This is a genomic window from Candidatus Tectomicrobia bacterium (assembly GCA_016192135.1).
GTDB lineage: Bacteria > UBA8248 > UBA8248 > UBA8248 > UBA8248 > 2-12-FULL-69-37.
This window is the reverse complement of record JACPUR010000001.1, coordinates 100527-123302: the sequence shown is the minus strand read 5'-3', so window position 1 is coordinate 123302 and position 22776 is coordinate 100527. Positions and strand designations below refer to the sequence as shown.

General features: G+C 60.4%; 19 protein-coding genes. 5 read left to right on the top strand and 14 right to left on the bottom strand.

Annotated features, from left to right (window positions below):
* Positions 1-482: 482 nt before the first annotated feature.
* The 5 genes from HYZ11_00500 to HYZ11_00480 all read left to right on the top strand — a co-directional run bounded on the left by HYZ11_00500 (position 483) and on the right by HYZ11_00480 (position 6527).
* Positions 483-1838 (top strand): ParB N-terminal domain-containing protein, encoded by a 1356-nt coding sequence (locus HYZ11_00500; GenBank protein ID MBI3126068.1) that lies wholly within the window; start codon positions 483-485, stop codon positions 1836-1838.
* The gene (locus HYZ11_00495) at positions 1828-2280 is read left to right on the top strand and encodes a hypothetical protein (GenBank protein MBI3126067.1); all 453 of its coding nucleotides are present in this window, start codon (positions 1828-1830) and stop codon (positions 2278-2280) included. The genes HYZ11_00500 and HYZ11_00495 overlap by 11 nt, the downstream gene beginning before the upstream one ends.
* Before the next feature lie 3 nt (positions 2281-2283).
* On the top strand, positions 2284-3789 hold the full coding sequence (gene terL / locus HYZ11_00490) for a phage terminase large subunit (GenBank protein MBI3126066.1): 1506 nt from the start codon (positions 2284-2286) through the stop codon (positions 3787-3789).
* 231 nt (positions 3790-4020) lie between these two features.
* Positions 4021-5517: a TM0106 family RecB-like putative nuclease gene (locus HYZ11_00485; GenBank protein MBI3126065.1), complete on the top strand. Its 1497-nt coding sequence runs from the start codon at positions 4021-4023 to the stop codon at positions 5515-5517.
* A gap of 185 nt (positions 5518-5702) precedes the next feature.
* On the top strand, positions 5703-6527 hold the full coding sequence (locus HYZ11_00480; GenBank protein ID MBI3126064.1) for a hypothetical protein: 825 nt from the start codon (positions 5703-5705) through the stop codon (positions 6525-6527).
* A 605-nt stretch (positions 6528-7132) separates the two neighbouring features.
* Here HYZ11_00480 and HYZ11_00475 read toward each other — a convergent pair.
* From HYZ11_00475 to HYZ11_00410, 14 genes are all read right to left on the bottom strand, one after another.
* Positions 7133-8917: a carbamoyltransferase gene (locus HYZ11_00475; protein ID MBI3126063.1), complete on the bottom strand. Its 1785-nt coding sequence runs from the start codon at positions 8915-8917 to the stop codon at positions 7133-7135.
* Positions 8918-8920: 3 nt separating this feature from the next.
* Entirely contained in the window at positions 8921-9145 is a 225-nt protein-coding gene (locus HYZ11_00470) for a hypothetical protein (protein MBI3126062.1), read from the bottom strand.
* 11 nt (positions 9146-9156) lie between these two features.
* Positions 9157-9321, bottom strand: coding sequence for a hypothetical protein (locus HYZ11_00465; protein ID MBI3126061.1), 165 nt, complete (start codon positions 9319-9321; stop codon positions 9157-9159).
* 100 nt (positions 9322-9421) lie between these two features.
* Positions 9422-11227 (bottom strand): hypothetical protein, encoded by a 1806-nt coding sequence (locus HYZ11_00460; GenBank protein ID MBI3126060.1) that lies wholly within the window; start codon positions 11225-11227, stop codon positions 9422-9424.
* Positions 11228-11394: 167 nt separating this feature from the next.
* Positions 11395-11634, bottom strand: a complete 240-nt coding sequence (locus HYZ11_00455) for a hypothetical protein (protein MBI3126059.1) — start codon at positions 11632-11634, stop codon at positions 11395-11397.
* 118 nt (positions 11635-11752) lie between these two features.
* Positions 11753-12409 (bottom strand): methyltransferase, encoded by a 657-nt coding sequence (locus HYZ11_00450; GenBank protein MBI3126058.1) that lies wholly within the window; start codon positions 12407-12409, stop codon positions 11753-11755.
* Positions 12410-12529: 120 nt separating this feature from the next.
* On the bottom strand, positions 12530-14335 hold the full coding sequence (locus HYZ11_00445) for a hypothetical protein (GenBank protein ID MBI3126057.1): 1806 nt from the start codon (positions 14333-14335) through the stop codon (positions 12530-12532).
* A gap of 351 nt (positions 14336-14686) precedes the next feature.
* Positions 14687-16861, bottom strand: a complete 2175-nt coding sequence (locus HYZ11_00440) for a YfhO family protein (protein MBI3126056.1) — start codon at positions 16859-16861, stop codon at positions 14687-14689.
* 462 nt (positions 16862-17323) lie between these two features.
* A complete protein-coding gene (locus HYZ11_00435) occupies positions 17324-18079 on the bottom strand; it encodes an NTP transferase domain-containing protein (protein MBI3126055.1) in 756 nt (251 codons plus the stop codon).
* Complete coding sequence (locus HYZ11_00430) at positions 18069-19058, bottom strand: SDR family NAD(P)-dependent oxidoreductase (protein ID MBI3126054.1); 990 nt, start codon at positions 19056-19058, stop codon at positions 18069-18071. The genes HYZ11_00435 and HYZ11_00430 overlap by 11 nt, the downstream gene beginning before the upstream one ends.
* Positions 19059-19097: 39 nt before the next feature.
* Positions 19098-19655, bottom strand: a complete 558-nt coding sequence (locus HYZ11_00425; protein ID MBI3126053.1) for a hypothetical protein — start codon at positions 19653-19655, stop codon at positions 19098-19100.
* On the bottom strand, positions 19652-20452 hold the full coding sequence (locus HYZ11_00420) for a DUF3473 domain-containing protein (GenBank protein ID MBI3126052.1): 801 nt from the start codon (positions 20450-20452) through the stop codon (positions 19652-19654). The genes HYZ11_00425 and HYZ11_00420 overlap by 4 nt, the downstream gene beginning before the upstream one ends.
* Before the next feature lie 162 nt (positions 20453-20614).
* Complete coding sequence (locus HYZ11_00415) at positions 20615-21787, bottom strand: glycosyltransferase (protein ID MBI3126051.1); 1173 nt, start codon at positions 21785-21787, stop codon at positions 20615-20617.
* 5 nt (positions 21788-21792) lie between these two features.
* Positions 21793-22740 (bottom strand): NAD-dependent epimerase/dehydratase family protein, encoded by a 948-nt coding sequence (locus HYZ11_00410; GenBank protein ID MBI3126050.1) that lies wholly within the window; start codon positions 22738-22740, stop codon positions 21793-21795.
* Between the last annotated feature and the right edge of the window lie 36 nt (positions 22741-22776).

Genomic DNA, 22776 nt, shown 5'->3' with positions numbered 1-22776 from the left:
TTTCTTGCCCGAAATGAACTCGCATCATTATATTAAAGCCAGTTGCAGGAGCGCACGGCACGGCAAAGGCTTTGGGTTCTGGGTCGTGCAGCAGTTGTGAAGCCTCCACAAAAACCGAAAAGAGAGCGCGCTCTCTTAGGGAACGTGAGCGTGCAGTTGCGGTCCAGGAGAGTAAAGAAGGGAGGATATGAAGGAAGAAGGAGGGAAGGGAAAAAAGAGATTGGCGACTTCAGTCAGTTAGAAAGAGATAACTCCACGCAGCGAGGCTGCTACCGGGAGTCGAGTACAGTCACGGCAAAACGGGAATTACGCACGCTTCATGCTTGTTTTTAACGCACATCCCTTCCGCATGAAAGAAAAAAACCAGTTCTCGCAAGACTGAGACGCCTTCCGCTCGCAACCTCATCAGCGAGCGGAGGGGAATGTCCGTCCAGGGGCTCATCCGCTCAAGCGGCGAGTCGCCCCAGAAAGGAGCGTCAGTGATGGAAAAGGAAAGGAAGTCGGAAGATGGCTTTGAGAAGTTCTCTTGCGGGCATGCCATCGAATATCTGCCGATCGCTTCGTTCAAACCCAACCCCAAGAACCCGCGGACTCACTCACGGGAGCAGGTTCGACAAATCGCCAGGAGCATCAAAAAACTAGGCTTCACCAATCCACTCCTCATCGCCGCCGATAACCGGATCATCGCCGGCCACGGCCGCTTCGAAGCCGCCAAGCTCCTCGGCATGAAGAAGCTTCCCGCCATTCGCCTGGAGGGCATGACCGAGGTGCAGATACGAGCGTACATCCTCGCCGACAACAAGCTGGCCCTGAACGCCGGGTGGGATGAGAAGCTTCTCGCTCTGGAATTTCGATACCTTCACGAGCTCGAGATCGACTTCAACCTCGAGCTCACCGGCTTTGAAACCGCCGAGATTGACAATCTGTTCGAGATCCTGGGCCCCGCCGATGAAGACGCCGCCGCAGATGCCGTCCCGGAAATCGATCCTGCCGAGCCGGCGGTCAGCCTGCTGGGCGACTTCTGGTGCCTGGGCAGGCACCGGCTCCTCTGCGGGGACGCCACGCAGAAGGAATCCTACCGGCTCCTCATGGGCGAGCAGCTGGCCCAGCTCGTCATCACGGACCCGCCATTCAACGTCCCGATCGGCGGCCACGTCTCGGGCCTTGGAAGGATCCAACACGCGGAGTTCGCCATGGCCTCGGGAGAGATGTCCAAAGACCAGTTCATCGCCTTCCTCTATAGCACATTCGTCCTTCTCGTGTACTTCAGCGTCGACGGGGCCATCCACTTCATCTTCATGGACTGGCGGCATCTCGACGAAATCCTGGCCGCCGCCAAGGGGGTCTACCCCGAACTCAAGAACCTGATCGTATGGAACAAGACGAACGCGGGCATGGGGACCTTCTATCGGTCCCAACACGAACTCATCTTCGCCTTCAAGAAGGGCGACTCCCCCCATATCAACAACTTCGAGCTCGGGCAACATGGGCGCCACCGCAGCAACGTCTGGACCTATGCCGGCGCCAACACGTTCCGAGAGGGGAGGCAGGAGGAGCTCGCCCTCCATCCGACGGTCAAGCCCGTCGCGATGATCGCCGACGCCATCCTGGACTGCTCCAAGCGCGGCGGCATCGTCCTCGACCCGTTCGCCGGCAGCGGCACCACCCTCATCGCCGCCGAGAAGACGGGCCGCAAGGCCTACGCCATGGACATCTCTTCGAAGTACGTGGACACCGCCATCCGCCGCTGGGAGGAATTCACGGGGGAAAAGGCAACCCTCGCCGAGACCGGCCAGACCTTTTCTGAGGTGAAGGAGGCGCGCGCCAATGGTCGGTAAGAAGAACGGCGGATACAAGAAACCACCCAAACACGCACAATTCCAGAAAGGCCAATCAGGAAACCCGAGTGGCCGCCCGAAAGGGACCAAAAATCTCAAGACGGACCTCGAGGAAGAACTTGGCGAGGAGATCCTCGTCAGGGAGGGAAACCTGGAACGGCACATCAGCAAGCAACGCGCGATGCTCAAGAGCCTGATGTCCAAGGCGGTCAAGGGGGACGCGCGTTCGGCAAATGAAATCTTGAAAATGGCCTTCCGCCTCCTGGAGACCGAAGAACCGGAGGAAGGTGAGCGCCTCACGGAGGACGATCGCTCCGTGCTCCGAGCGCACGAGGAGGAGATCATCCGCCGCTTCCTGGAGGCGAAGGGCACGCCACAAGCAGCAGAGGAATCCATTCAACCCGATGCGGCCGACACGGCCGCACCCAGCGAGGAGGTATAAATCATGCGCACCTCTGATTCGATCATCCTGAACGGTCTTCTGCGGTCGAGTTTGAAATATTTCACCCAGCGATGCTTCTACACCGTAAGCCCGGGAGATGTGTTCCTGCCGAACTGGCACCATGACGCCATCGCTTGGCGTCTCGAGCAAATCCTCAAAGGGAACATTCGGCGTGATGTCATAAACGTCCCTCCCCGTAATCTAAAGTCCCTCTACGGCTCCGTGGCCCTGCCCGCCTGGGCTCTTGGTCACGACCCCACGCTGGGGATCATCTGCGTGAGCTACGGAGAAAGCCTGGCCGCCAAGTTCTCCCGGGATTGCCGGGCTGTGATGCAGAGCCCATGGTATCGGCAGGCCTTCCCCTGCACCCGCATCAGCCAGCAGAAGAACACCGAGAGCGAGTTCTTCACCACGGCGGGAGGCTTCCGCCTGGCCACCTCGGTAGGCGGGGCGGTGACCGGGCTCGGGGCCGACCTAATCATCCTCGACGATCTCATGAAGCCGATGGACGCCCTCTCGGAATCGGCGCGCGAATCCGTGAAAGAGTGGCTCTTGAACACCCTCTTCAGCCGGCTGAACAACAAGGCCGAGGGCGTCATTATCCTCCTCATGCAGCGGCTGCATGTGGAGGACATCGCGGGCTATCTCCTGAGGACGGGCGGCTGGACACACCTCAATCTGCCCGCCATTGCCGAAGAGGCGGAGCGCATCCAGATCGGCGATAAGGAGTTTCACGAGCGTTTACCCGGGGAGGTTCTTCACCCCGAACGTGAGCCCCGCCATATCCTCGACGAGATCAAAGCGAACATGGGGACGTACCGTTTCTCTGCCCAGTATCTGCAGAATCCAATGCCATCGGACGGCGACATGCTCAGCTGGAGTTGGTTCCGGTCCTATCCACTGTTGCCCCCGAAGGGTCCCGACGACCTCGTCGTTCAGTCCTGGGACGTGGCCTCAAAGGTTGGGGAGAACAACGATTTCTCCGCGTGCACGACTTGGCTGCGGCGGGGGAAGGAGCACTATCTCATCAACGTGCGCCGCGTCCGCTACCATTTTCCGACCCTCAAGAAGCTCGTGATATCCCACGCCCGGGAGTATCAGGCGGATGTCGTTCTGATTGAGGATGCTGGCTCCGGCACTCCTCTGATCGAGGAGCTGCGCGAAGAAGGCATCGTCAAACCCATTGCCATTACGCCGCAGGGGAGCAAGGCAACGCGCGTGGAAGCCCAGTCGGCCAAGATTGAGCAGGGGCGGGTGTTCCTGCCCGAGGACGCGTCTTGGCTGGAGGAGTTCAAGGCGGAGGTGCTCCAATTTCCCCATGGCAAGCACGACGATCAGGTGGACAGCATGGCACAGTACCTGGCGTGGGCGGGAAAGCGCAACGAAGGAATCGGCGATCTGGCGCCGGAGGTCATTCAGGCTTTTCGGGAGGCCAACGGGGCCGATAGGTTCGAATACTGGTACGACGGCCAATTCATCAGTCTTCCCAACAGGTTTCGGTTCTTCTAGCCCCTGAATCAGTCCATCAGGAGCCCGCCCAGGGCCAGGAATGGGGGCCTGGGCGGGCTCCCAGCCCAAAAGGATTTTTGGCTCAAGGAGGGGGTGGCCCCGCATCGGCCATACCGAGGGTGCTTCATGCCAAATCCGGTCGCAGGGTAGCCCGATCTCCAAAACTTGCCCTCTAACCCGACTCTACTCGCGCGGGAGGAAGAGAGGAGACTTCACTCGGAGGTGGCACTCATGGCTCTTACACCCATGAACAAGGACGCCTTGCACCTCGCCGCTTCAGATATCCACTTCCTATACCAGCCTGCGGAGTGCGGCCTGCGGGTCCGTCTCCGCCACCTCGGCGAGCCCGAGGCGGAGCCGGGGCCCTTCGAGCAGCTCATATTCCGCCTGGGCGAGCGCCACGAACAGGCACACTTGGCTTCCTTCCCGGAAGTCCTGGACCTCCGGCAGGGCAGCCGGGAGGAACGGGAACGCCAGACACTGGAGGCGCTCCAAGGGGATCATCCTGTGCTCTACCGGCCGGTCCTGCGGGCGGTGGCCGCGCTGGGCGGGGTCCGGGTGGAGATCGTGGGAGAGCCCGACTTCCTGATTCGGGAGGATCCGGGGCACCTTCTCCGGGACGCCAAGCTCGCTCGCCGAATTGACCAGGAGGCTCACCCGGAGATCCTCCTCCAGCTCCAGCTCTACGGCTGGCTCTACGAGCAGGTTGCCGGGCGGCCCCCGGTCCGGCTGGAGATCTATTCGGGAAATGGTGAAATTGTCGTTATCCCCTACGATGGGGGGAAGCGGGCACTAGAGGTCCTCGAGCGGATCCTGGCGCTTCGGCTGGCCAAGGAGGAGCCCTACAGCCCGGTCGGCTGGTCCAAGTGCGGGGGCTGCGGCTTCCGGCGGCGCTGCTGGCCCAGGGCGGAGGTGTTACACGACGTGGCCCTGGTCGTCGGGGTGGACCAGGGTCTGGCGATCGCGCTGCGGGAGGAGGGAATACGCTCCTACGATGACCTTCTCCGGGAGTTCCCAGAAGCCCGCCTATCGGAGTTCAAGCGGCCATGGGGGCAGAGGTTCCATCGGGTGGGGAAAAGCGCGGCGGGAATCCTGCGGAATGCAAAGTCCCTGGCCTCAGGCCGGGAGCTGGTGTTCTGCCCGCTTCGACTCCCTCATCACCCGAACTTTGCCATGTTCGACCTGGAGGGCCTCCCTCCCCATCTGGACGACGTCGAAAAGATTTACCTGTGGGGCATGCAAGTGTTCGGGGAGAGGCCGGGAGAGTTCCGGGCGGCGACGGGGGGCTTCGGGGAGGAGGGGGATCGGGAAGGTTGGGAGGGGTTTCTGAAACTGGCGCGGGGGGTTTTCGAAGCCTATGGGAACATCCCCTTCGTCCACTGGGCTTCGTACGAGAAAACCAAGATCAAAATATACATGGAGCGCTTTGGGGACTGGGAGGGGGTGGCCCAGCAGGTCCTGCACAACCTCCTGGACCTGCTCCCGATCGTGCGCGACTCGATCGCCCTGCCCCTCCCCAGCTACAGCCTCAAAGTGGTGGAAGAGTACGTGGGCTTCCGGCGGAGCCAGAAGGAAAACGGGGGAGACTGGGCCATCGCCCGATACATCGAGGCCACCGAAACCGAAGACGCTGTCAGGCGGGACGCGCTCATGGAGAAGATCCTGGCTTACAACCGGGAGGACCTGGAAGCGACCTGGGCAGTCCTGCAGTGGCTCAGGCAAAAATGAAGTCGGAATGGACCAGCGGGGCATGGGCAGGCCGGGAAGGAAACCATGGAAACCCCAGAATGATCGAGCTGTGGGAAGAGGAGCACCTCCAGGAGATATGGCCCCGCCACAGGCCACAGAAGGAGGGCTCTCGCCATGACCATCTTGCGGCCAGCTCTCTTCGGTATGGGAGGCGAAAGGGAAACATGAGTATCTACAACGGGTACTGGGAAACGGTAGCAGTCTTTTTGGGACTCCGGGGATTGGAAGAATTGACCGATCGAGCGGCTTGCCTCCGCCTCAACGGTCTAGATCGGAGCCCGGCGGACTTCAGGGAGTTGTGCACCACCCTCTACTGGAACATGCCGCCCCACTGGCCCAACCGAACACCCTCCAAGGAGAACTGGCACGGTTCCGGGCAGATCCGCCTCGATCCCGACGAAAGGAGGCCCGAGGTGCTCCTGGAGGGCGCCATCGCCAATCTGACGGAATTGGGCCTGATGGACGGTTGGGCGAACCAGATGCCAGTCGCCTCAGGCTTCTTCGAAGACGGAACCGACGACGGTAAGGCCGTCCATCTCATTCATTCGGCCAATGGCACCAGCCGCTTTTGGGAACTAAGGTGGGAATCCGGAACGCCTGTGCACGCCGCCTTTGAGCTCCTCGGGCTCGGGTTGATCTACCTGCATTCCCGCGTGAACCAACGTGCTTTTGGATACTTCCATCATCCCCTGATGAAGGTGAATATGCTCAGGACTCAGGTGGTCGCGCCCCCTTCGTTCTACGAGGGATATGACCTGCGATGGCTCCTGCGAGGGCTTAGAGAAGGAACACCCGCCCTTTTTCGCCAGGAAACGCGCGAAGACATCTGGATCATATTTGATTTCCTGGCTCTGCCCCGAAGCTTCAACCTTCCCTTCGCGACAGGGGAGGAAGTCTTGAGAAAATGCTCGGCTTCCGATGCCTTTCCGCTCGCGGAACTTCTATCTAGTGTGGTTTATCACCTTGATCGAGCGGTTGACGTTCCTTAGATCTGCGCTTCGGAAAGAATTTAGCGCTTAGGCTTTATCCGGGTTGATCGTTCTGGAATATCGTGCCCAGAACCACGCCAAACTCCGGCAATAGGGATCTCCCAGACTTTCATATCAAATATCATTGCGGCGTCACCCTCAGTCATCCAGATGTCGACAAGCCCATCGACGCGGCGACGGAGCCTTCGGCAGAGACGGCCCTCGCCGCGGGCTGGGTGGGAACGCTGGCGAACTCCCTCTGCCGAACCTGCTTCGCCTTCTTTCTTTGCCGGGAAAGCCTTTTGCACGTTATCGGCTTGGAAACCGCATAAGGTGCCGCCTCGAAGACCAAAGATGATATTTTCTTGATATGCCAGTCTACGACCCCGGCCAGTGGAAATTTCGTTCAGGAGCGCGCATCTGGAACTCGTCAGTTTCAGGGATGGGGTGGTGAGCGGCACGGACGGCAAGGAACATGAGAAGAGAAATAGACTGGATTCGGCGAACTCTCTTCATCGTTGCTTCCCATTCACCGGGGCTGCTCATGCCCTGGTTCGGTTGGAAACGTCTGCAAAGCAGGGAATCCAAGAGATGTCATCCCATCCCGCATGTCCTTGGGCGGCCGTCTATAGACCATTCTTCGACAGCAGGAAATTTCCGATCACGAGGGCGTCCATCTCGGAGGCCATGAAGGTGCGGAAGGAGTTGGCCGGAGTGTTGACGATGGGCTCCCCTCGGAGGTTGAAGGAGGTGTTGAGGACGACCGGGATACCTGAGACGGCGCCGAATCGCTCGATGAGCCGGTAGTAGAGGGGGTTGGTCTCCCGGAAAACGGTCTGGAGTCTCCCGGTGCCGTCCACGTGGGTAGTGGCGGGGATGACATCTCGCTTCTCCTCGCGGACGGGGGCCACCAGCAGCATGAACCGGGCCGGGTAATGTCGTTCGGGCTCCTTCAGCTCGAAGAACTCCCCCGCCCGCTCCGCCAGCACCGAGGGGGCGAAGGGCCGGAAGGGTTCCCGGAACTTGATCTTGGTGTTGACGATCTCCTTCATCTCCTCCCGCGCCGGATTGGCCAGTATAGAGCGGTTGCCGAGGGCCCGGGGTCCCCACTCGAAGCGCCCCTGGTGCCAGCCCACCACCTCGCCCCGGAGCAGGCGGTCCACCACGCGTTCGAGGAGCTTCTCCTCGTCCCCGATCTCCTCCCACTGAGCGCCCGCCTCCCGGAGCTGGCCCGCCGCCTCGGCCGGGCCGTACTCCTCCCCCCAGTAGGCGTGCCCCATCACGGGTGAGCGGGGGAGGCCCAGCACGGCGTTGTGGACATAGAGGGCGGCCCCTAGGGCCCCTCCGCCGTCCCCCGCCGCGGGCTGAATGTAGATCTCCTTGAAACCCGACTCCCGGAGCAGGCGGCCGTTCGCCACCGAGTTGAGGGCCACGCCTCCCGCCATGCACAGGCGGTCGAGCCCGGTGCGGCGGTGGAGCTCTTTGGCCATATCGAGAATGAGCTCCTCCGTCACCCGCTGGATGCTCGCCGCCACGTCGGCGTAGTGCTCGTTCAGCCGGCAGGCCGACTCGAAATCGGGCGGCTTGGGACCGTAGTAGGAGGGGTAGCCGGAGCTCCGGGTGAAGAACTTGCTATCGGGCCTGCGGGGGGGGCCCAGCAGCTCCACGAGCTTCGGGCTGAAGCTCTGGGTGGTGGAGCGGTGGAAGGCGAAGTAGTCCATGTCCAGCGAGAAGGCGCCCTCGCCGTGGCGCTGGACGGTCTTCCAGACCTCCTCGACATACTTAGGCTGCCCGTAGGGGGCCATCCCCATCACCTTGTACTCGCCTTCGTTCACCTCGAAGCCCAGGTAGGCGGTAAAGGCGCTGTAGAGGAGGCCTAGGGAATGCGGGAAGCGCTGCTCGTTCTCGAGGATGAGCTCGTTGCCCCGGGCCCGGCCCAGGGTGGTGGTGGTCCACTCCCCCACCCCGTCCACGGTCAGGACGGCGGCCTCCTCGAACGGGGACACGAAATAGGCGCTCGCGGCGTGGGAGAGGTGGTGCTCGACGAACAATATTTTCTCCAGGGGGACCCCCAGGCGCTTGTGGATGATGCCCTTCACCCAGAGCTTGTCCCCGAACCAGTTGATCATGGCCTCCCGGAACACCTTGAGGGAGCGGGGGTAGGTCTGGAGGACGGTGAGCAGGATGCGCTCGAACTTGAGGAAGGGCTTCTCGTAGAAGACGACGTAGTCGAGGTCGCCGGCCCGGATGCCCGCCTTCCTCATGCAGAACTCCGCCGCCAGGGCCGGATAGCCGAAATCGTGCTTTACCCGGCTGAAGCGCTCCTCCTCGGCGGCGGCGACGAGGACCCCGTCCCGCAGGAGGGCCGCCGCGGCATCATGGTAAAAGCAGCTGATGCCGAGAATATGCATCAATTAGCCCTGCCGCCCTGCGTCCTGGAGGGAGGGCTTCGCGGCGGAGCGCGGCAGGAATCCCGCCTCTTCCTTCAGCCGCAAGGGGTCCTTCGCCAGCCGGAAGGGGATGGCAACGCACGGGAGGAGGAGATAGTACAGGACCGTCGTCAGGACCAGAGAGTTGATGCGCGCGATCTTATGGGCAACGCGCTTCCATCCCGCCCATAGGCGCTTCAGGAATGGCATCCCGGCTCCGGCTAAAAAAGGGTGTAGACGAAGGGGGCCAGGGCGCTGGATTGGGCCAGGAACATCAGCCCGGCGAACAGCAGGAGGACCACCACCACCGGGGCCATCCACCACAGCTTGTTCGCCCAGAGGAAGGCGAACAACTCACCCACGGTAGCGATTATCGCGCGGGCCATCTCACTCCTCCTGTCCTCCTGCGACAGCCAATCGCCGATGGGCGGGCGAGCAAGGGCACCTGGCAACGGACAGGGAAAATACCCCATCCGCACGCCGGGCTCAAATGACCGCCTGCATCCTCCGGCAGGGCACTCCCACCTCGCCACAGCGGACGAAAAAGTCGAGGAGCGCCTCATCCTCGGCCGAGGGGATGGCGATGACCACCTCCTCGACGCGCTCCTCGATCAGGATGCGGCCGAGGTCGGCGCGGGTGCCCATGACCTCGACTCCGTACATCCGCAGGCCCCGCTTGGCGGGGTTATCGTCCAGGAAGCCGACCGGCTGGTATCCCAGCCGGGGGTTGTTGAGCATCTCTTTCACCAGCATCTCCCCCGCGTCCCCCGCCCCGACGATGAGCACCCGCTTGCCCGAGTTGCGGCGGATGCCCGGCAGCGTCTCGCGCAGCCCCCGGAAGAGGAGCCGGGTGCCCGAGAGGAGCATGAGGGTGATCAGCCAGTCGATGACGAAGACGGTCCGCGAGTAGCCCTTGAAATTCCAGATCATCAGGACGGCCAGGACGCTCAGCACGGAGGCGATGGTCGCCGCCCGGAAGACATGTATCAGGTCGGCGAAGGCCAGGTAGCGCCACATGCTGCGGTAGAGCCCCATGGCGTAGAGGGAGACCAGCTTCACCGAGATGAGAACGGGGAGGGTGCGCCACACGATGGTCAGGCGCTCCGCGGTGAGTTCGTTCTCGTAGCGCAGCAGGGTGGCCGTGTAATAGGCCAGGCAGATGCTCACCACGTCGAGGAGCATCTCGACGAAGGACCGCTTGTGGAGCACGGTGGCGAAGAGCACCGCGGGCGGGTTCGACTTGCGCTGGGCCATGACGGCGGGCAACTGAGCCTCGCCGATCTTCACCTCGCCGAGGAAGAGGCCGAAGACGACCGCGCCCGACACCAGGACCATCGAAACCACGAAAAATATCGAGATCGTGAAGTAGGAATAGAGAACGGCGGTCGCGCCCATGATGAGGCTGAAGGCGTAGATGAGCAGGACGGTGCGCCGCTCGCTCAGGCCCAATATCACGAGCCGGTGGGAGGCGTGGTCGCGCCCGCCCTGGGCGATGCTCTGACCGCGCAGAAGCCGGGTGAACGAGACGAACGTCGTGTCGAAGATGGGGACGCTCAGCACCAGCACCGGCACCATCAGGGTGGCCGCCAAGTCCCCGACATAGGAAGAGGTGGCCCAGACGGACAGGACGGCGAGAAGAAACCCGATGAACATGCTCCCGCAGTCTCCCATGAAGATGGAGGCGGGAGAGAAGTTGTAGCGGAGGAATCCCAGGGAGGCCCCCGCCAGGGACGCCGCGAAGAGGCCCACCAGGGGATCGGCGCTCATCACCGAGTAAACCACCAGCATGACGCTTGAGATCACGGCCGTCCCGGCGCACAGGCCGTCCATGTTGTCGATGAGGTTGAAGGCGTTGGTGACGGCGGCGATCCAGAGGATCGTCACGAGGACCGACAGAAACTTGTGCTCCCCCATGTTCAGCATGACGCCCCCGGCGACCACGATGCACGCCGCGATGATCTGGCCCAGCAGCTTGGTCACCGGGCGGAGCTTCACGAAGTCGTCCCAGAGCCCCACCGCGAAGACGATGACGGCGCCCGCCAACAGCGCCAGGAGGCGGGGCTCCCACAAGCGAGGCAGAAAAGGAGCGACGAGGATGGCGACGCTCAGGAAAATGGCGACCCCGCCGAAGAGGGGGGTGGGCTGCCGGTGCCAGCGGGAGCCGCTGGGCCGGGCCACCCAGCCGAAGTGGGCGGACAGGGAACGGGTGAGAGGGGTGAGGACGAGCGAGAGCGCGCAGGTGGAGAGGATGACAGCGAGGATCAGGACGAGCTTTAGGGTGAAGGTCGGCATCGTCCGCGTCTGCAAACTCCGGCCGGGGTTCCCCCGCGCGGCACCCGGGCGGGGCGCCCGGCATGGACTGATGTATTGACCGCTTCTCTTCCAATAACTTACAGCAACCCGCCCCGAAGAACAAGCCGCAGGCCAGAAAGTTCATGTTCCCGGCCGGCTCATCCCCCTCACCCGCCTTTGGCGGACATTCGCTGGCGGGCGGAGAGGCGTGTGCCCAGGAACCACTCGGCGAAGGCGGTGAACCCTTCTTCATGGGAGTAGCGGAGCCGCCTCCCCATCGACCCGGCCAACGTCTCCGCCACATATTCCGGATGGGCTTGGCTCATCTTGGCGAACAGCGGAAGTGGCGAGCACTTCGCCCGCCGCTTGAAAATTCTGGGCTTCCGGTGGGCACCGGCCTGCAACATGGCAATACCCTTCTTAGATGGGTGGAACATTGTCCGAGGATCCACTTTATGGGTGGCGCAGGATGTCAGGAAGAACGGCAGACGGCCGAGAAGCACCCAGGGAAACGTCACCTCGATTTTATTGTTTCCGCTGGAACACCAGAACCTCATGAAGGTTCCACCACCACGTTACAGTCTTCACAAGACGGAGCCGGCCTTCCGGATCGAAAAACCTCAAGGCGGTATCCCGCGGCAAGGGCTTGGAATTGTATCCGAGGATCAGCTCGGAGCCCTCGTCCATATAGTCCGGCGCCGAAGCGAACAGCCTCCCAAGGTACTTGTGCGGATCGACGTAATAGGGCAGGTTCCAGAAAATTACGTCGTACTTTCGCCGCTCCACGTTTTCGAACAGGTCCGACTGGAACACCTTGACGTTGAGCTGGTTCATCGAACAGCATTTCCTGGAGGACTCCACATAGCTGGGCTCAAGGTCCACCGCGTCGATCCGGTGGCGGGCACGTCTCGAAAGACAGCCGCTCAGGATCACGAAGGAGCCCACCCCGATCTCGAGAAGACGAAGATCCGGTGAGCGCCTAAGCCGATCGCGGACGAGATTCCGCAGCAGGATCGTGGTCAGATCGAAGTACAGGGCCTTGCCTGCCGGCGGAACGTCCAATCCGAAAAGGGATTTCACCACGAAGCGGGATCTGAAGAAGCCCCGGTGGAGCCTCCGCACCCAGCAGTTCTCGTCATGGGCGTACCTATCGTAGACGTATTGCTTCAGAGTCGAAAGCAAACCTAGTCCCTCATATCTTTACGCGCCGGCAGAAGATGGGAAGCCTTGCCCGCCTAAGACGCCAGCGCTTCGGCGAGTCGAGCCCTGCAACACCCATCGAATGGTCATGAATGCGCGCGGCTACGCCTTCTTGAGGATGAAATCGCCCATCACGAGGGCATCAAGCCCGGAAGAGTAAAAGCAGCGGAGCGCCTCGGAAGGAGTACAGATGATGGGTTCACTCCGCACATTGAAAGATGTGTTCAGGACGACCGGGTGCCCCGTGCGCTTGCCCAGATTCTCGAGCAGGGAATAGAAAATCGGGTTGACCTCATGCTCGACAGTCTGCGGCCGGACCGTCCCGTCCACATGGACGATCGACGGCACCGCCCCGGCGACCGAAGGCTTGATCGGATAGGCCACGATCATGAAGGAGGCCTCGTTGGGCCCGTCCAGGTAATCCTCTTTCCGCTCGCTCGCCAGGGAGGGGCAGAAAGGCCTCCATGCCTCGCGGTACTTCACCTGGGCGTTCACTTTGTCTTTGATGTTGGGAAACACCGGGCTGGCGAGAATCGACCGCCCGCCGAGCGCCCGGGGGCCAAACTCCATCCGGCCCTGGAACCAAGCGATGATGTTGCCCTCCTCCAGCAGCCGGGCGGCCTCGCCAGCGGGGTCATCGAGTTTGTCGAAGCGAAGCTTGGAATTCCGGAGGAGGCTGTAAATGTCGTCGTTGGAAAAGGCTGGGCCAAAATGCACGTGCCGCAGAGGCTGGCGTATCTTCTCCCCGAATTGCTTGGCCACGTACATCGCCGCGCCAAGGGCCGTGCCCGAATCGCTCGAGGCCGGCTGGACGAAGATGTTCTTGCAGCCCGACTGGCGGATAATCTCCCCGTTCATTTTGCAGTTGAGCCCCACGCCTCCGGCGACGCAGATGTTCTCGGCACCGTGTTCTTGCACGAGCTTCTTCGCGAGGACAAGAGCGGCGCGCTCCAAAAGTTCCTGCGCCGCCCAGGCGATGTCCACGTAGCCTTCCAGCAGGTACTTGCTCTCGACGCGGCCGTTCACTGTTGCCTTCTCTCCGTAGGATATCGGAACCGCATGGGGATCTACGCGGGTGAGAAGATCGACCAGGGCGTCGGTAAACCGGCTGCCGTAGTAGTGGCCTCCGAACTTCGTGTAGATTGGATCCACTTCGTAATATCCTTTTCCGATCTTCAACACCCGGGAAAGGGGTTCCACCCATTTGTTCTTTCCCTTCCTCTCCTCTCCCAGGGCGGCCAACCCCATGAGCTTCCCTTCGTCCCGGTAGGGGATGAACCCGAGGTATTGCGTGATCGCGGCGTAAAACCAGCCCAGCGAGTGAGGGATAGGGTAAGACTCCAGAACCCGGATTTCGTTACCCTCGCCCATGGCCAATTGCGTGCATACGTCCTCTCCGCTCCCATCAATCGTCAAGATGCCGGCGCGGTCGAAGCGGCTGCAAAAATACGTGCTGTAGGCATGGGCGAGGTGGTGGGGGACGAAGTCGACCGGCGGGACATCCCCGGCGAGGCCCGCAGCGCGGAGGCCCTCCTGGATTCTCGATCGGACCGCGGTCGGGTGGAACTGGAACAGGGTTTCGAGCGCCGTGATGAACGACGACGGATCTTTCCCCTTGTGGTAGGTCTGCCTTTCGCGGCCGCGGTACCGCAAATAGTTCCGGCCGAAGTTGCGGGCCATGGCCCAGGGATACTTGGACGTGTCCCATCCGAAAGCGATGCGGTCGATGTCCCTGAGCCCCAGCTTGGCGGATGAGAGGCAATAGGCTGCCGCCTTGGCGGGGAAGATGCCTTCGCTGCCCTTCAAGCGGGTAAACCTCTCCTCCTCGCCGAACGCGACAAGCTTCCCGTCCTGGAGAAGGCAGGCAGCGGGGTTTTCGCCGAATCCGTTGATCCCGAGAATTCGCAATCCCTACCTCCTGGCGCTCAAGACCGAATGCAGTGCCTAAAAAATCGGCCTAAAATAGCAGGAGAGAACCCCATAACCAGGGGTCGCTCCCTACCGGCAGATGCACCCAGCGGTTCACGATCCCAGCGAATTTGCGGCCGCCAATCCTTACCCTATGGGTATCGCGCATCTGAAAACATCACTGGGCGTCGGCCACTCCTTGTGACGCCACGTGTCCCGCTCCTTCTGCGGGGGCGGTATATGGCGTGACCATAAGGCATTAATTAGAAGAGGTCTTGGGACAGCTTCGAGGTTCTTGCCGCCATTTCTCATGGCAACAACCCCCAAATCGACCTCGCAATACATCCCCACCTAACGCGGATCCTCCTTCCGCAGAACCGCGAGAACCCATGCGCCTACAAGAAAAACGGTACAGAAAAGAGAAATCGCCATACCTGCCAGAAACCCAGGAGGACTGAAGCGGAATTCCACCTTATGAGTTCCCGCCGGTACTTGAACCGCCTTGAAGACGTAATTGGCATGATGAATCTTCACTTCTTTGCTGTCGATAGTAGCCCGCCAGCCAGGATGATAGGAGTCACTGAAAACAAGGATTTTTTCAGAAGGAGTATTCACTCTCAATTGCACGGTGTTGGGATGAAACAAGACCACCTGAATGGAAGGTTCCCCAGTGCCCTCCATGGACCTGACGGGGAGCTCTTCTTCGACGACAACCTCCCGCAGGGGATCGAACCCCGGAGCTCGAATCATCGACAGGGCGGCCTCAGGGCTTTCGGCTTTTCGTACCCGATCCACAAGGAGGAAGCGAGGGACTGCCTGCTTATTTCCATATATCTGATACATGTTCCCCTTGAAGACTGGTTCGAAATTCTCGCACGATAAGGGCAATGAGGACATAATGTAGGCGAGCCCGGCGACATCCAGCAAGCGCGAGCAAGCCCCTGCCGCCGAAATCCACACATACTCCTTCGCCCTTTGGAATTTCTTCCGGTAGTAGTCGTCCTTCGGGAGAATCGCCAAATTAAATTCTGTAAACCGCGTCCAAGTGAATGGAGCTCCCCGATTATAAATCGGAACTCCCAAGGTGACAAAGAATGTCCCCAGCATTGTGTTGTTGGATTGGAAGCGACTAAACTCAGGGTATCTCTGCATGAGCAGCTGGAATTGAGGACCTGACGTCAGGTCACTCGGCAGATTTCGTCCGGGATAATTTTCTGAGATGACATGCTTCTCAACCTCGCCAATACGATAGGCTACCATTCCCACCCGATCCAAGAGAGAGAGATTCCGCAGAAATCTTGTTTCCGGAAGATTTTCGAGCAAAAGGGCCCCGCGGTTGAACGGGTAGTAAAGTTTGCTCAGGGAATACTGGCTCGCCAGGGCCGCCACGGCGAAAAGAACCCCCAACCAATGAATCCGTTTTTTCTCCTTTCCTTGAACCCGTAGCCATTCGAATGCCCAGAGACTTAGAGCGATACCGACCGGGACGCTCAGCAAATAAGGAAATCTCTCCAGAGAAAACAGGTGGTGTAAGTAAAATTCAAGATGCTCTCTTGACCTGGCCGTGAACAACGCCGCAAATGAATATATTCCACCCCAATCGAATACAGAGACGGCAACCCATACTCCTGCCAGCCCGATACCTATTGTCGCGAAAAGACCGGTTGCAAGCAACAAATGACCTCGATAAACGGGAAACAGAAATCTGGCGACGCCACCCTGGGAAAAGGAAAATCTATCGCGGTACACCCGACCGCCGATAACCGCCAGGCAAGCCGCTGCGCTGAAGAAAAAGAACGGATCGGATCGGTGCCAGCCCGTTCCGCGTGTCAGCCAAACGATAGCACCCAGGACAGGCACATATTGATTGATCACGCTTAGAACCATGTAGCCAATCACGTACCAAAAGAAAAACATCTCTTGCGGGCGAAACGTATTTCGCGAGGCGGAGCCCAGGAAAAGGCACGGGAGAAGGAGAACGTTGAAATACAAGGGAAGGGTTTCCAAATAGGTTAATATTCCCGTCGTCATCATCTTCTCGTCAAGAAAGATCCATGACGTAAACGGGAAGAGAAGAGACTTCACCCATATCCACAGGGAGTAAGAACCGGTGAGCCGGTAGAGGTGGGAACGGTCACTACGCAGCGACTCCATTACGAAAGGAAAAATATAGTAAGCCACCAGCCCAAGAAACAGAAATAAGCTCAGTCCATAGAACGCCAAGAGCCGCAAGAACGACGAGGGGAGAACTTCCCTCCGGCTTAATTTCCGAAAGAGAGAATAAGCCGCCAGATAGATTAAACAAAACTGGACGAATGCAAGATTGGATATCCAATAGGCGAGCACCAATAACCCTGCAAGTAGGAACGAAGAATTCAGGGAACCTTTTTCATGAAATCTATCCGCCGCAACGAGAGCAAGAGGTATGACGCCGATCGCCCCAAATGAATTAAACAGATACTCGTTCAAGAGACCTGGCGTGAAGGCCAATAAACCCGAGGCCAGCAACCCCACGAGGGGCGGCACATGCAGCCTTCGAGTGAAGTACCAGAATGAAGCCACGAGTAGAAAAAGTACCTGAAAACCAACGAAGGCAACATGCGCCTTGTATGCATCTGAAATAAGGAAGAAGAAAATGAAGGAGAGATGAAAGGGATATTATGCCTATCCCTTTGGTGGCAAATTTGGGTGGAAAAAGACTTGGCTCCTCCTCCTCTCAAGGAAGCAGTCTCGAACACGGCCAGGAGCGCCGATTCGAAAAAATAGCAAAAACGAAAGATATGCAGACATTAAAAAGGTCCGAATAATAGAGACGGAAACCGAGACATCCAATAAGGCCACAACCGTCGGCACGGAAAAAATCCGGCGAGCCCGGACGACATCACCTAACGTCGCCCCCTTCAATCTTCTCGGAAAAGTCGAAAGCGCGCCTCGTCAAAACGTAATGCCACTCGGCATCCTCTGGCAAGAGAGACAAATAAGCCCCTTTCAGGCGTGCCCTCTGAAGAGAGTCGCCTTGATCCCCTCGAACTCCTCGACGGCGCGGGCGTACTCACCCGGCGTCCCGATGTCCACCCAGTAGCCATCGAAAGGATACACAAAGAGGCGCCGTTGAGATTCCAAAATCCTCGCAACAAGGTCGGGAAGGTCACACGGCTCTCCCCCCCGCAACAGCTTCACGATTTCCGGTTCGAACACGTATATGCCCATGCTTACTTTGTAATAGTGGGTTGGTTTCTCGCGGTAGGCGCTTAGCTCCCCTCTTTCATTGAGTTCGAGAATGCCCAGGTCCACCTGGTAGGATTTCCCGTACGAGGCGATGGTGGCCTGCGCCTTCGATTCAACATGTCTGCGGGCGAGGTCGGCGAAATCCAGGGACGTGAGGAGATCGCCATTCAAGACGAAGAACGGCTCGTTCAGACCGTCCACAAGGGCGAGCGGCCCCGCCGTACCCAACGGCCTCTCCTCTCGGGAGTAGTCGATGGTCATGCCCTGATAATGCCGGTTCGCGAAGTAGGCCATCAACAATTCGGCGAGATGACCTACCGCGAGCGTTACCCTTTGAACGCCGGACGCTTGCAACTGCCGCATCACAATGTCGATGATGGGGGTTTCCCCGATAGGCAACAGAGGCTTGGGAAAAGCGAATGTAAAAGGACGGAGGCGCGTCCCTTTCCCCCCGGCCAGGACGACAGCCCTGCGCACAAGCGCCGGTTTCTCCGAGGGAAAGGTTTTATCGAGCATATTCTTCGCTCTGGTAAAAATTGACGTTCCGGGATACCCAGTCAATTGTCTTGCGCAGGCCTTCTTCGAGGCCTATCTTCGGTTCCCAGCCCAGAAGGTTCCGGGCCAGAGAAGAGTCTGCGTAGAGACGTTCCACCTCGCTCGCTCCTGGGCGGATCCGCTCCGCATCCTGCACGACGCGGACCTCTTTCCCCATAAGCTCCGCGATCAGGGAGACCAGGTCGCCGATCGAAACCTCCTGGCCGTTTCCCACGTTAATCTTCCTTCCGAGAATGCTAGGTACCGTAGCAGCCATCAAAAAGGCGGAGGCGGTATCGTCGACATACGTGAAATCCCGAGTGGGATGAAGGCTTCCCAGATGAAGATCCTTTCCTCGAAGAATCTGGGTGATGATCGTGGGAATCACCGCCCGGGTGGATTGCCGGGGCCCGAAGACGTTGAACGGGCGGATCGTCACCACGGGCACGCCGAAGGACCGGTGGAAGCTCTCCGCCAGCTTGTCCGCTCCGATCTTGCTCGCCGAGTAGGGAGACTGACCCTGAAGCGGATGCGATTCGTCCATTGGAACGTAGCGGGCCGTTCCGTACACCTCGCTCGATGAAGTGTGCACCACCCGTTCTACCCCCGCCGTCCGGGCCGCCTGCAGCACGTTGAGCGTGCCGACGACGTTGCACAAAACCGTCTCCTCAGGACTGACGTAGGAATACGGGATTGAGATCAGCGCCCCGAGATGGATCACCCACCTCGCGTCTTTCATCGCTCGCATCACCGAGTCGAAGTTGCGGAGGTCACCCTGGATGATCTCGATTTTCTCCAGCGTCTCCTTCGGGACGAAGCGAAGGGCGCCGATCTCCTGGCGTCCGGTGTAGCGGACAAATGCACGCACATGGCGTCCTTCCGCGACAAGGGCCTCGACCACGTGGCTGCCAATGAAACCTCCAGCCCCCGTCACCAGGACGGTGCTCCCGTTTTCACTCATCTGACCCCGCTGACCTCCCTTGATTCCTTCACCCAGGATTCACGGCAGCTCAAGGCGCCGTCCCCCGCTGCAAGAGATGCTCCCGCTCCGGCACGACCCGGGGAATCTGCTCGCCCCGGGGGAAGTACAGTACATTCTCCGTGCCTCGAATTCCATCCGGCGCCGAGCGGCGCGGGTGGCTAGGCTGGGCAGCGGACAGTTCTCGAGCCGCGCCAGCTCGCCTGAATAAGGCTCTTCGCCGAACTCGTCAAGGGCGGCGCCTCCGATGCGACCGGCCCGAAGCGCCTCCGCGAGCGCCGCCTCGTCGATGAGCCCTCCGCGGGCAGTATTGATGAGCGAGGCATCCGGCTTCATCACGCCGATCTGACCGCGCCCAATGAGGCGCCTCGTCTGCGGGGTGAGAGGCAAGTGCAGAGTGGTCACGTCAGCCTTCCGGAAGATCCGGTCTTTCTCCGCCCACTCCAGCTTCATCTCCTCTTCGAAGGCCCTGTCCGGAGCGATGTCGTTCGCGATTCTGGCTCCTCTTTCCCGGCAGATGCTATCCCCGATGAGGGGAAGTTTGAGAAGCTCCTCTTGCGCGCGCAGAAGGATCTTCATGGTTGCTGTTTCTGCACCTGCTCGACTTCCCGGCTGAATACCTCACACATGGGGCCAAAGCGAAACTCGCGGAGGAGACGGACTAGGCGTTCCTCGGTCTTGTTGAGATTGTGGTAATGCGTGACGCGGATGCGCCAGGGAAGGGCGGGACGGGGATGGCCGGGATCCAGCTCCCATGGATGGATGTAGATGACCGCCGGCAGGCCCTCGGCGTTCATTCGGCGGATACCCCATGGGATCACCCACCCGGGGTAGATGCGGAGGTAGGCGCCCCCTGCCATGGGGATGTTGAGCCCGGAGCGTCTCACCGTGGCCATCGGGATCTCCAGCAGGCGCCTCCCCCCGGAGAGCTTGAGAATCGACGCATGCCGCTGCGCGCCCGGAATCCCATAACGATAGTTGAAAACAGGGAAGATGCTCGAATCGTACACCAAGCCCAGTTCCGCCATGATATCGAGCGCCCAGCGGGAGTGGCTGGTCACCGAGAAGAACGGGGCGCGATGGCCGAGGACTGGCTTTCCGGCAATATCCTGAACAGCTTGAATCGAGCGGCGCAGCATCTTCCGGTAGAGGTCCGGGGGCTGCCGATAAATGAGCTGGTGGTCGTACCCGTGTGTGGCCACCTCATGATTCTCCGCGATCCGCCGGATCAACTGCGGGAACTTCTCGGCCACATAACCCAGCACGAAAAAAGTCGCCCGGGAGCCGTAGAGGTCAAGAAGCTCCAGGATCCGCTCGCACGGCCCTACCAACCGTGACTCGTACCTGTGCCACTCCGTGATCGGGATGACTTCCAAGCCGTGGCACCAATCCTCCACATCCACCGTGAATACATTCCCGACAGCACCGTTCCCAGCGTCCGGCCGAACGGTGGATTCAGTGGACTGACTCAAGCAGGGCCTCGCTCATGTATCGGAAGAGGATGGCAAAGGGCGCAACTTGGACTTCTATAGCCTAGATCACACAAAGCGTCCGGAAAGGGACAGATACAGGTTGGCATAGTCAGAAACGAATCGTTCCTTCGAGTGGGCCTTCCGGACGTAGGCGCGGGCCTGCCGGGCGATCCTTTCCCGGAGGGCGGAATCCCCGACCAAGAGCTGAAGCCCCCGGGCATAGGCGCTTGGTTCCTGCTCATGCACCAGAATCCCCGTCTCCCCGTCCCGAATAATGTCCCTAAGACCGCCGACCGCGGTGGAGACCACAGGCACCCCCGAAGCCATCGCTTCGAGGACCGCTATGGGGACTCCCTCGTTGCGCGAGGTGAGGGCCAGGATATCGATCGCAGCGTAGGCGTCCCGGAGATCTTCGACCCAGGGATGAAAGCGGACCCTCTCGCAAAGACCGAGGTCTCGTACAAGCTCTTGGAGATCCCCCTGCAGCTCGCCGCCTCCTACGAAAAGAAGCTGGGTCGAAAACCTATCCGTCTCCTTCTCCATCCGAGAGAATGCGTGGAGCAGGAGGACTTGGTTCTTCACCTCTGTCATCCGCCCGATCGAACCAATCACCACGGCTTTCTCCGCAAGTCCAAAGCGCGCCCGAAGGCCCTCTCGGGGCGGGAGTTCGATGAAGGTTTCCACCGGGATGCCATACGGGACGACCCGAGTCCGCTCAGGAGGCATGAGATGAAAGACCTCAACCATCTCTCGCTGCATGGTTTCGCATGGCAACGTCATCATGGTAGTCAGGCGCCCAAGCGCCCATTCGATGGCGACGACCACAGCGGAAACCACACGGCTGAAAAACGCTTCAAACACATGGCCGTGGTTGCTGTGGATCCGGATTGGAACCCGGGCGAGGAAAGCGGCAAGGCGCCCGAGGGTCCCCGCCTTGGAGGCGTGCGTGTGCACGATGTCGGGCCGGAGTCGTCGGAAGAGGTGGTAGAGCTTCCAGAGAGCAATCAAGTCGGCGATAGGGCGGACTGATCGGCCCATCTCAGGAATTCGCACAAGGTGACGTGGAGCGGGCATGAAGTCGAGCATCTCTCCTTCCGCCGGGCCCGGAGTCCCGGTCACTATCCAGCAGTTGAATCCCATGCTCTCCATCTCGCGGCACAGGGTGAGCACCATCTGGGCGAGCCCGCCCACGTTCAGGCGGCTCGTCACGTGCATGACCCTGATCGGTTCGCCGATCATGTCATTCATTTCCTCTTCTGCTCAGCGGTGAACTCCGCAAGGAGATCGGCCAACGTCGATCGGAGGGAAATTCGCGGACGCCACCCGGCCCTCCTTAGTTTTCCCATATCTCCACATTGATAGGGAACGAGCTCCGGAAGGGGTTCCCGCTCCCGCACGCGGACCTTACCATTGAGCCCCGCCGAGGCGATCAGGAGATGGAGGACCTTCCCTATCCGCGTCGCCCGGCCCGAACAGATGTTGTACACGGACCGGCGGCGGCCCCTCTCGACAAGGATCCCGAAGGCATCGGCCACGTCACGGACGTCCACAAAATCGCGCCAGGAATCGAGGTTGCCGACCAAGACCTCCCCCTCCCCAGGGCCGGCCGCCAGCAAGGCGATTTGCTTGGCGAAGGCGGAGGCGACATGCTCTCCTCTTTGCCCAGGTCCGATGACGTTGAACAGGCGGACACGGACCACAGGGATGCCGGCTGTCTTCTCCGCCCGGATCGAGAGCATCTCCACGAGGGCTTTGCTCACCCCATACAGGCTGGCGGGGGACAAGGGCCTCCGCTCGGAGATGGCCTCGCCGGGCAGGCATGCCCCGTAGACCGCGCTCGAGGAAGCCACGATGACCTTTGGCAGACGAGGCACCCGGCCACAAGCTGCAAAAAGGTTCCGGGCCGCCCAGGCAGCCGCCTTCAGCAGGTCCCACCCCTCGGCCGACCCATGTGCGGGTACGTTTGCGGCGAGGTGCACGACAGCCTCCGGCGAGAAATCCCAGACGACTCTGGCCACATCACGGGCGGCTCCGCTCAGATCGCACTCATAGTACTCCGCGCCGGCATCCCATTCCGGGCCGGGCGCGCGGCGCCCCAGGCCCGCCACGCAATACCCCCGCGCGAGAAGCCTTGGCGCCAGCGCCTTGCCGATGAAACCCGTAGCACCCGTGATGAGCACCCGCCGAGCCATTTTGAGTTCCCCTCACGTGCGGATGAAACAGCACCA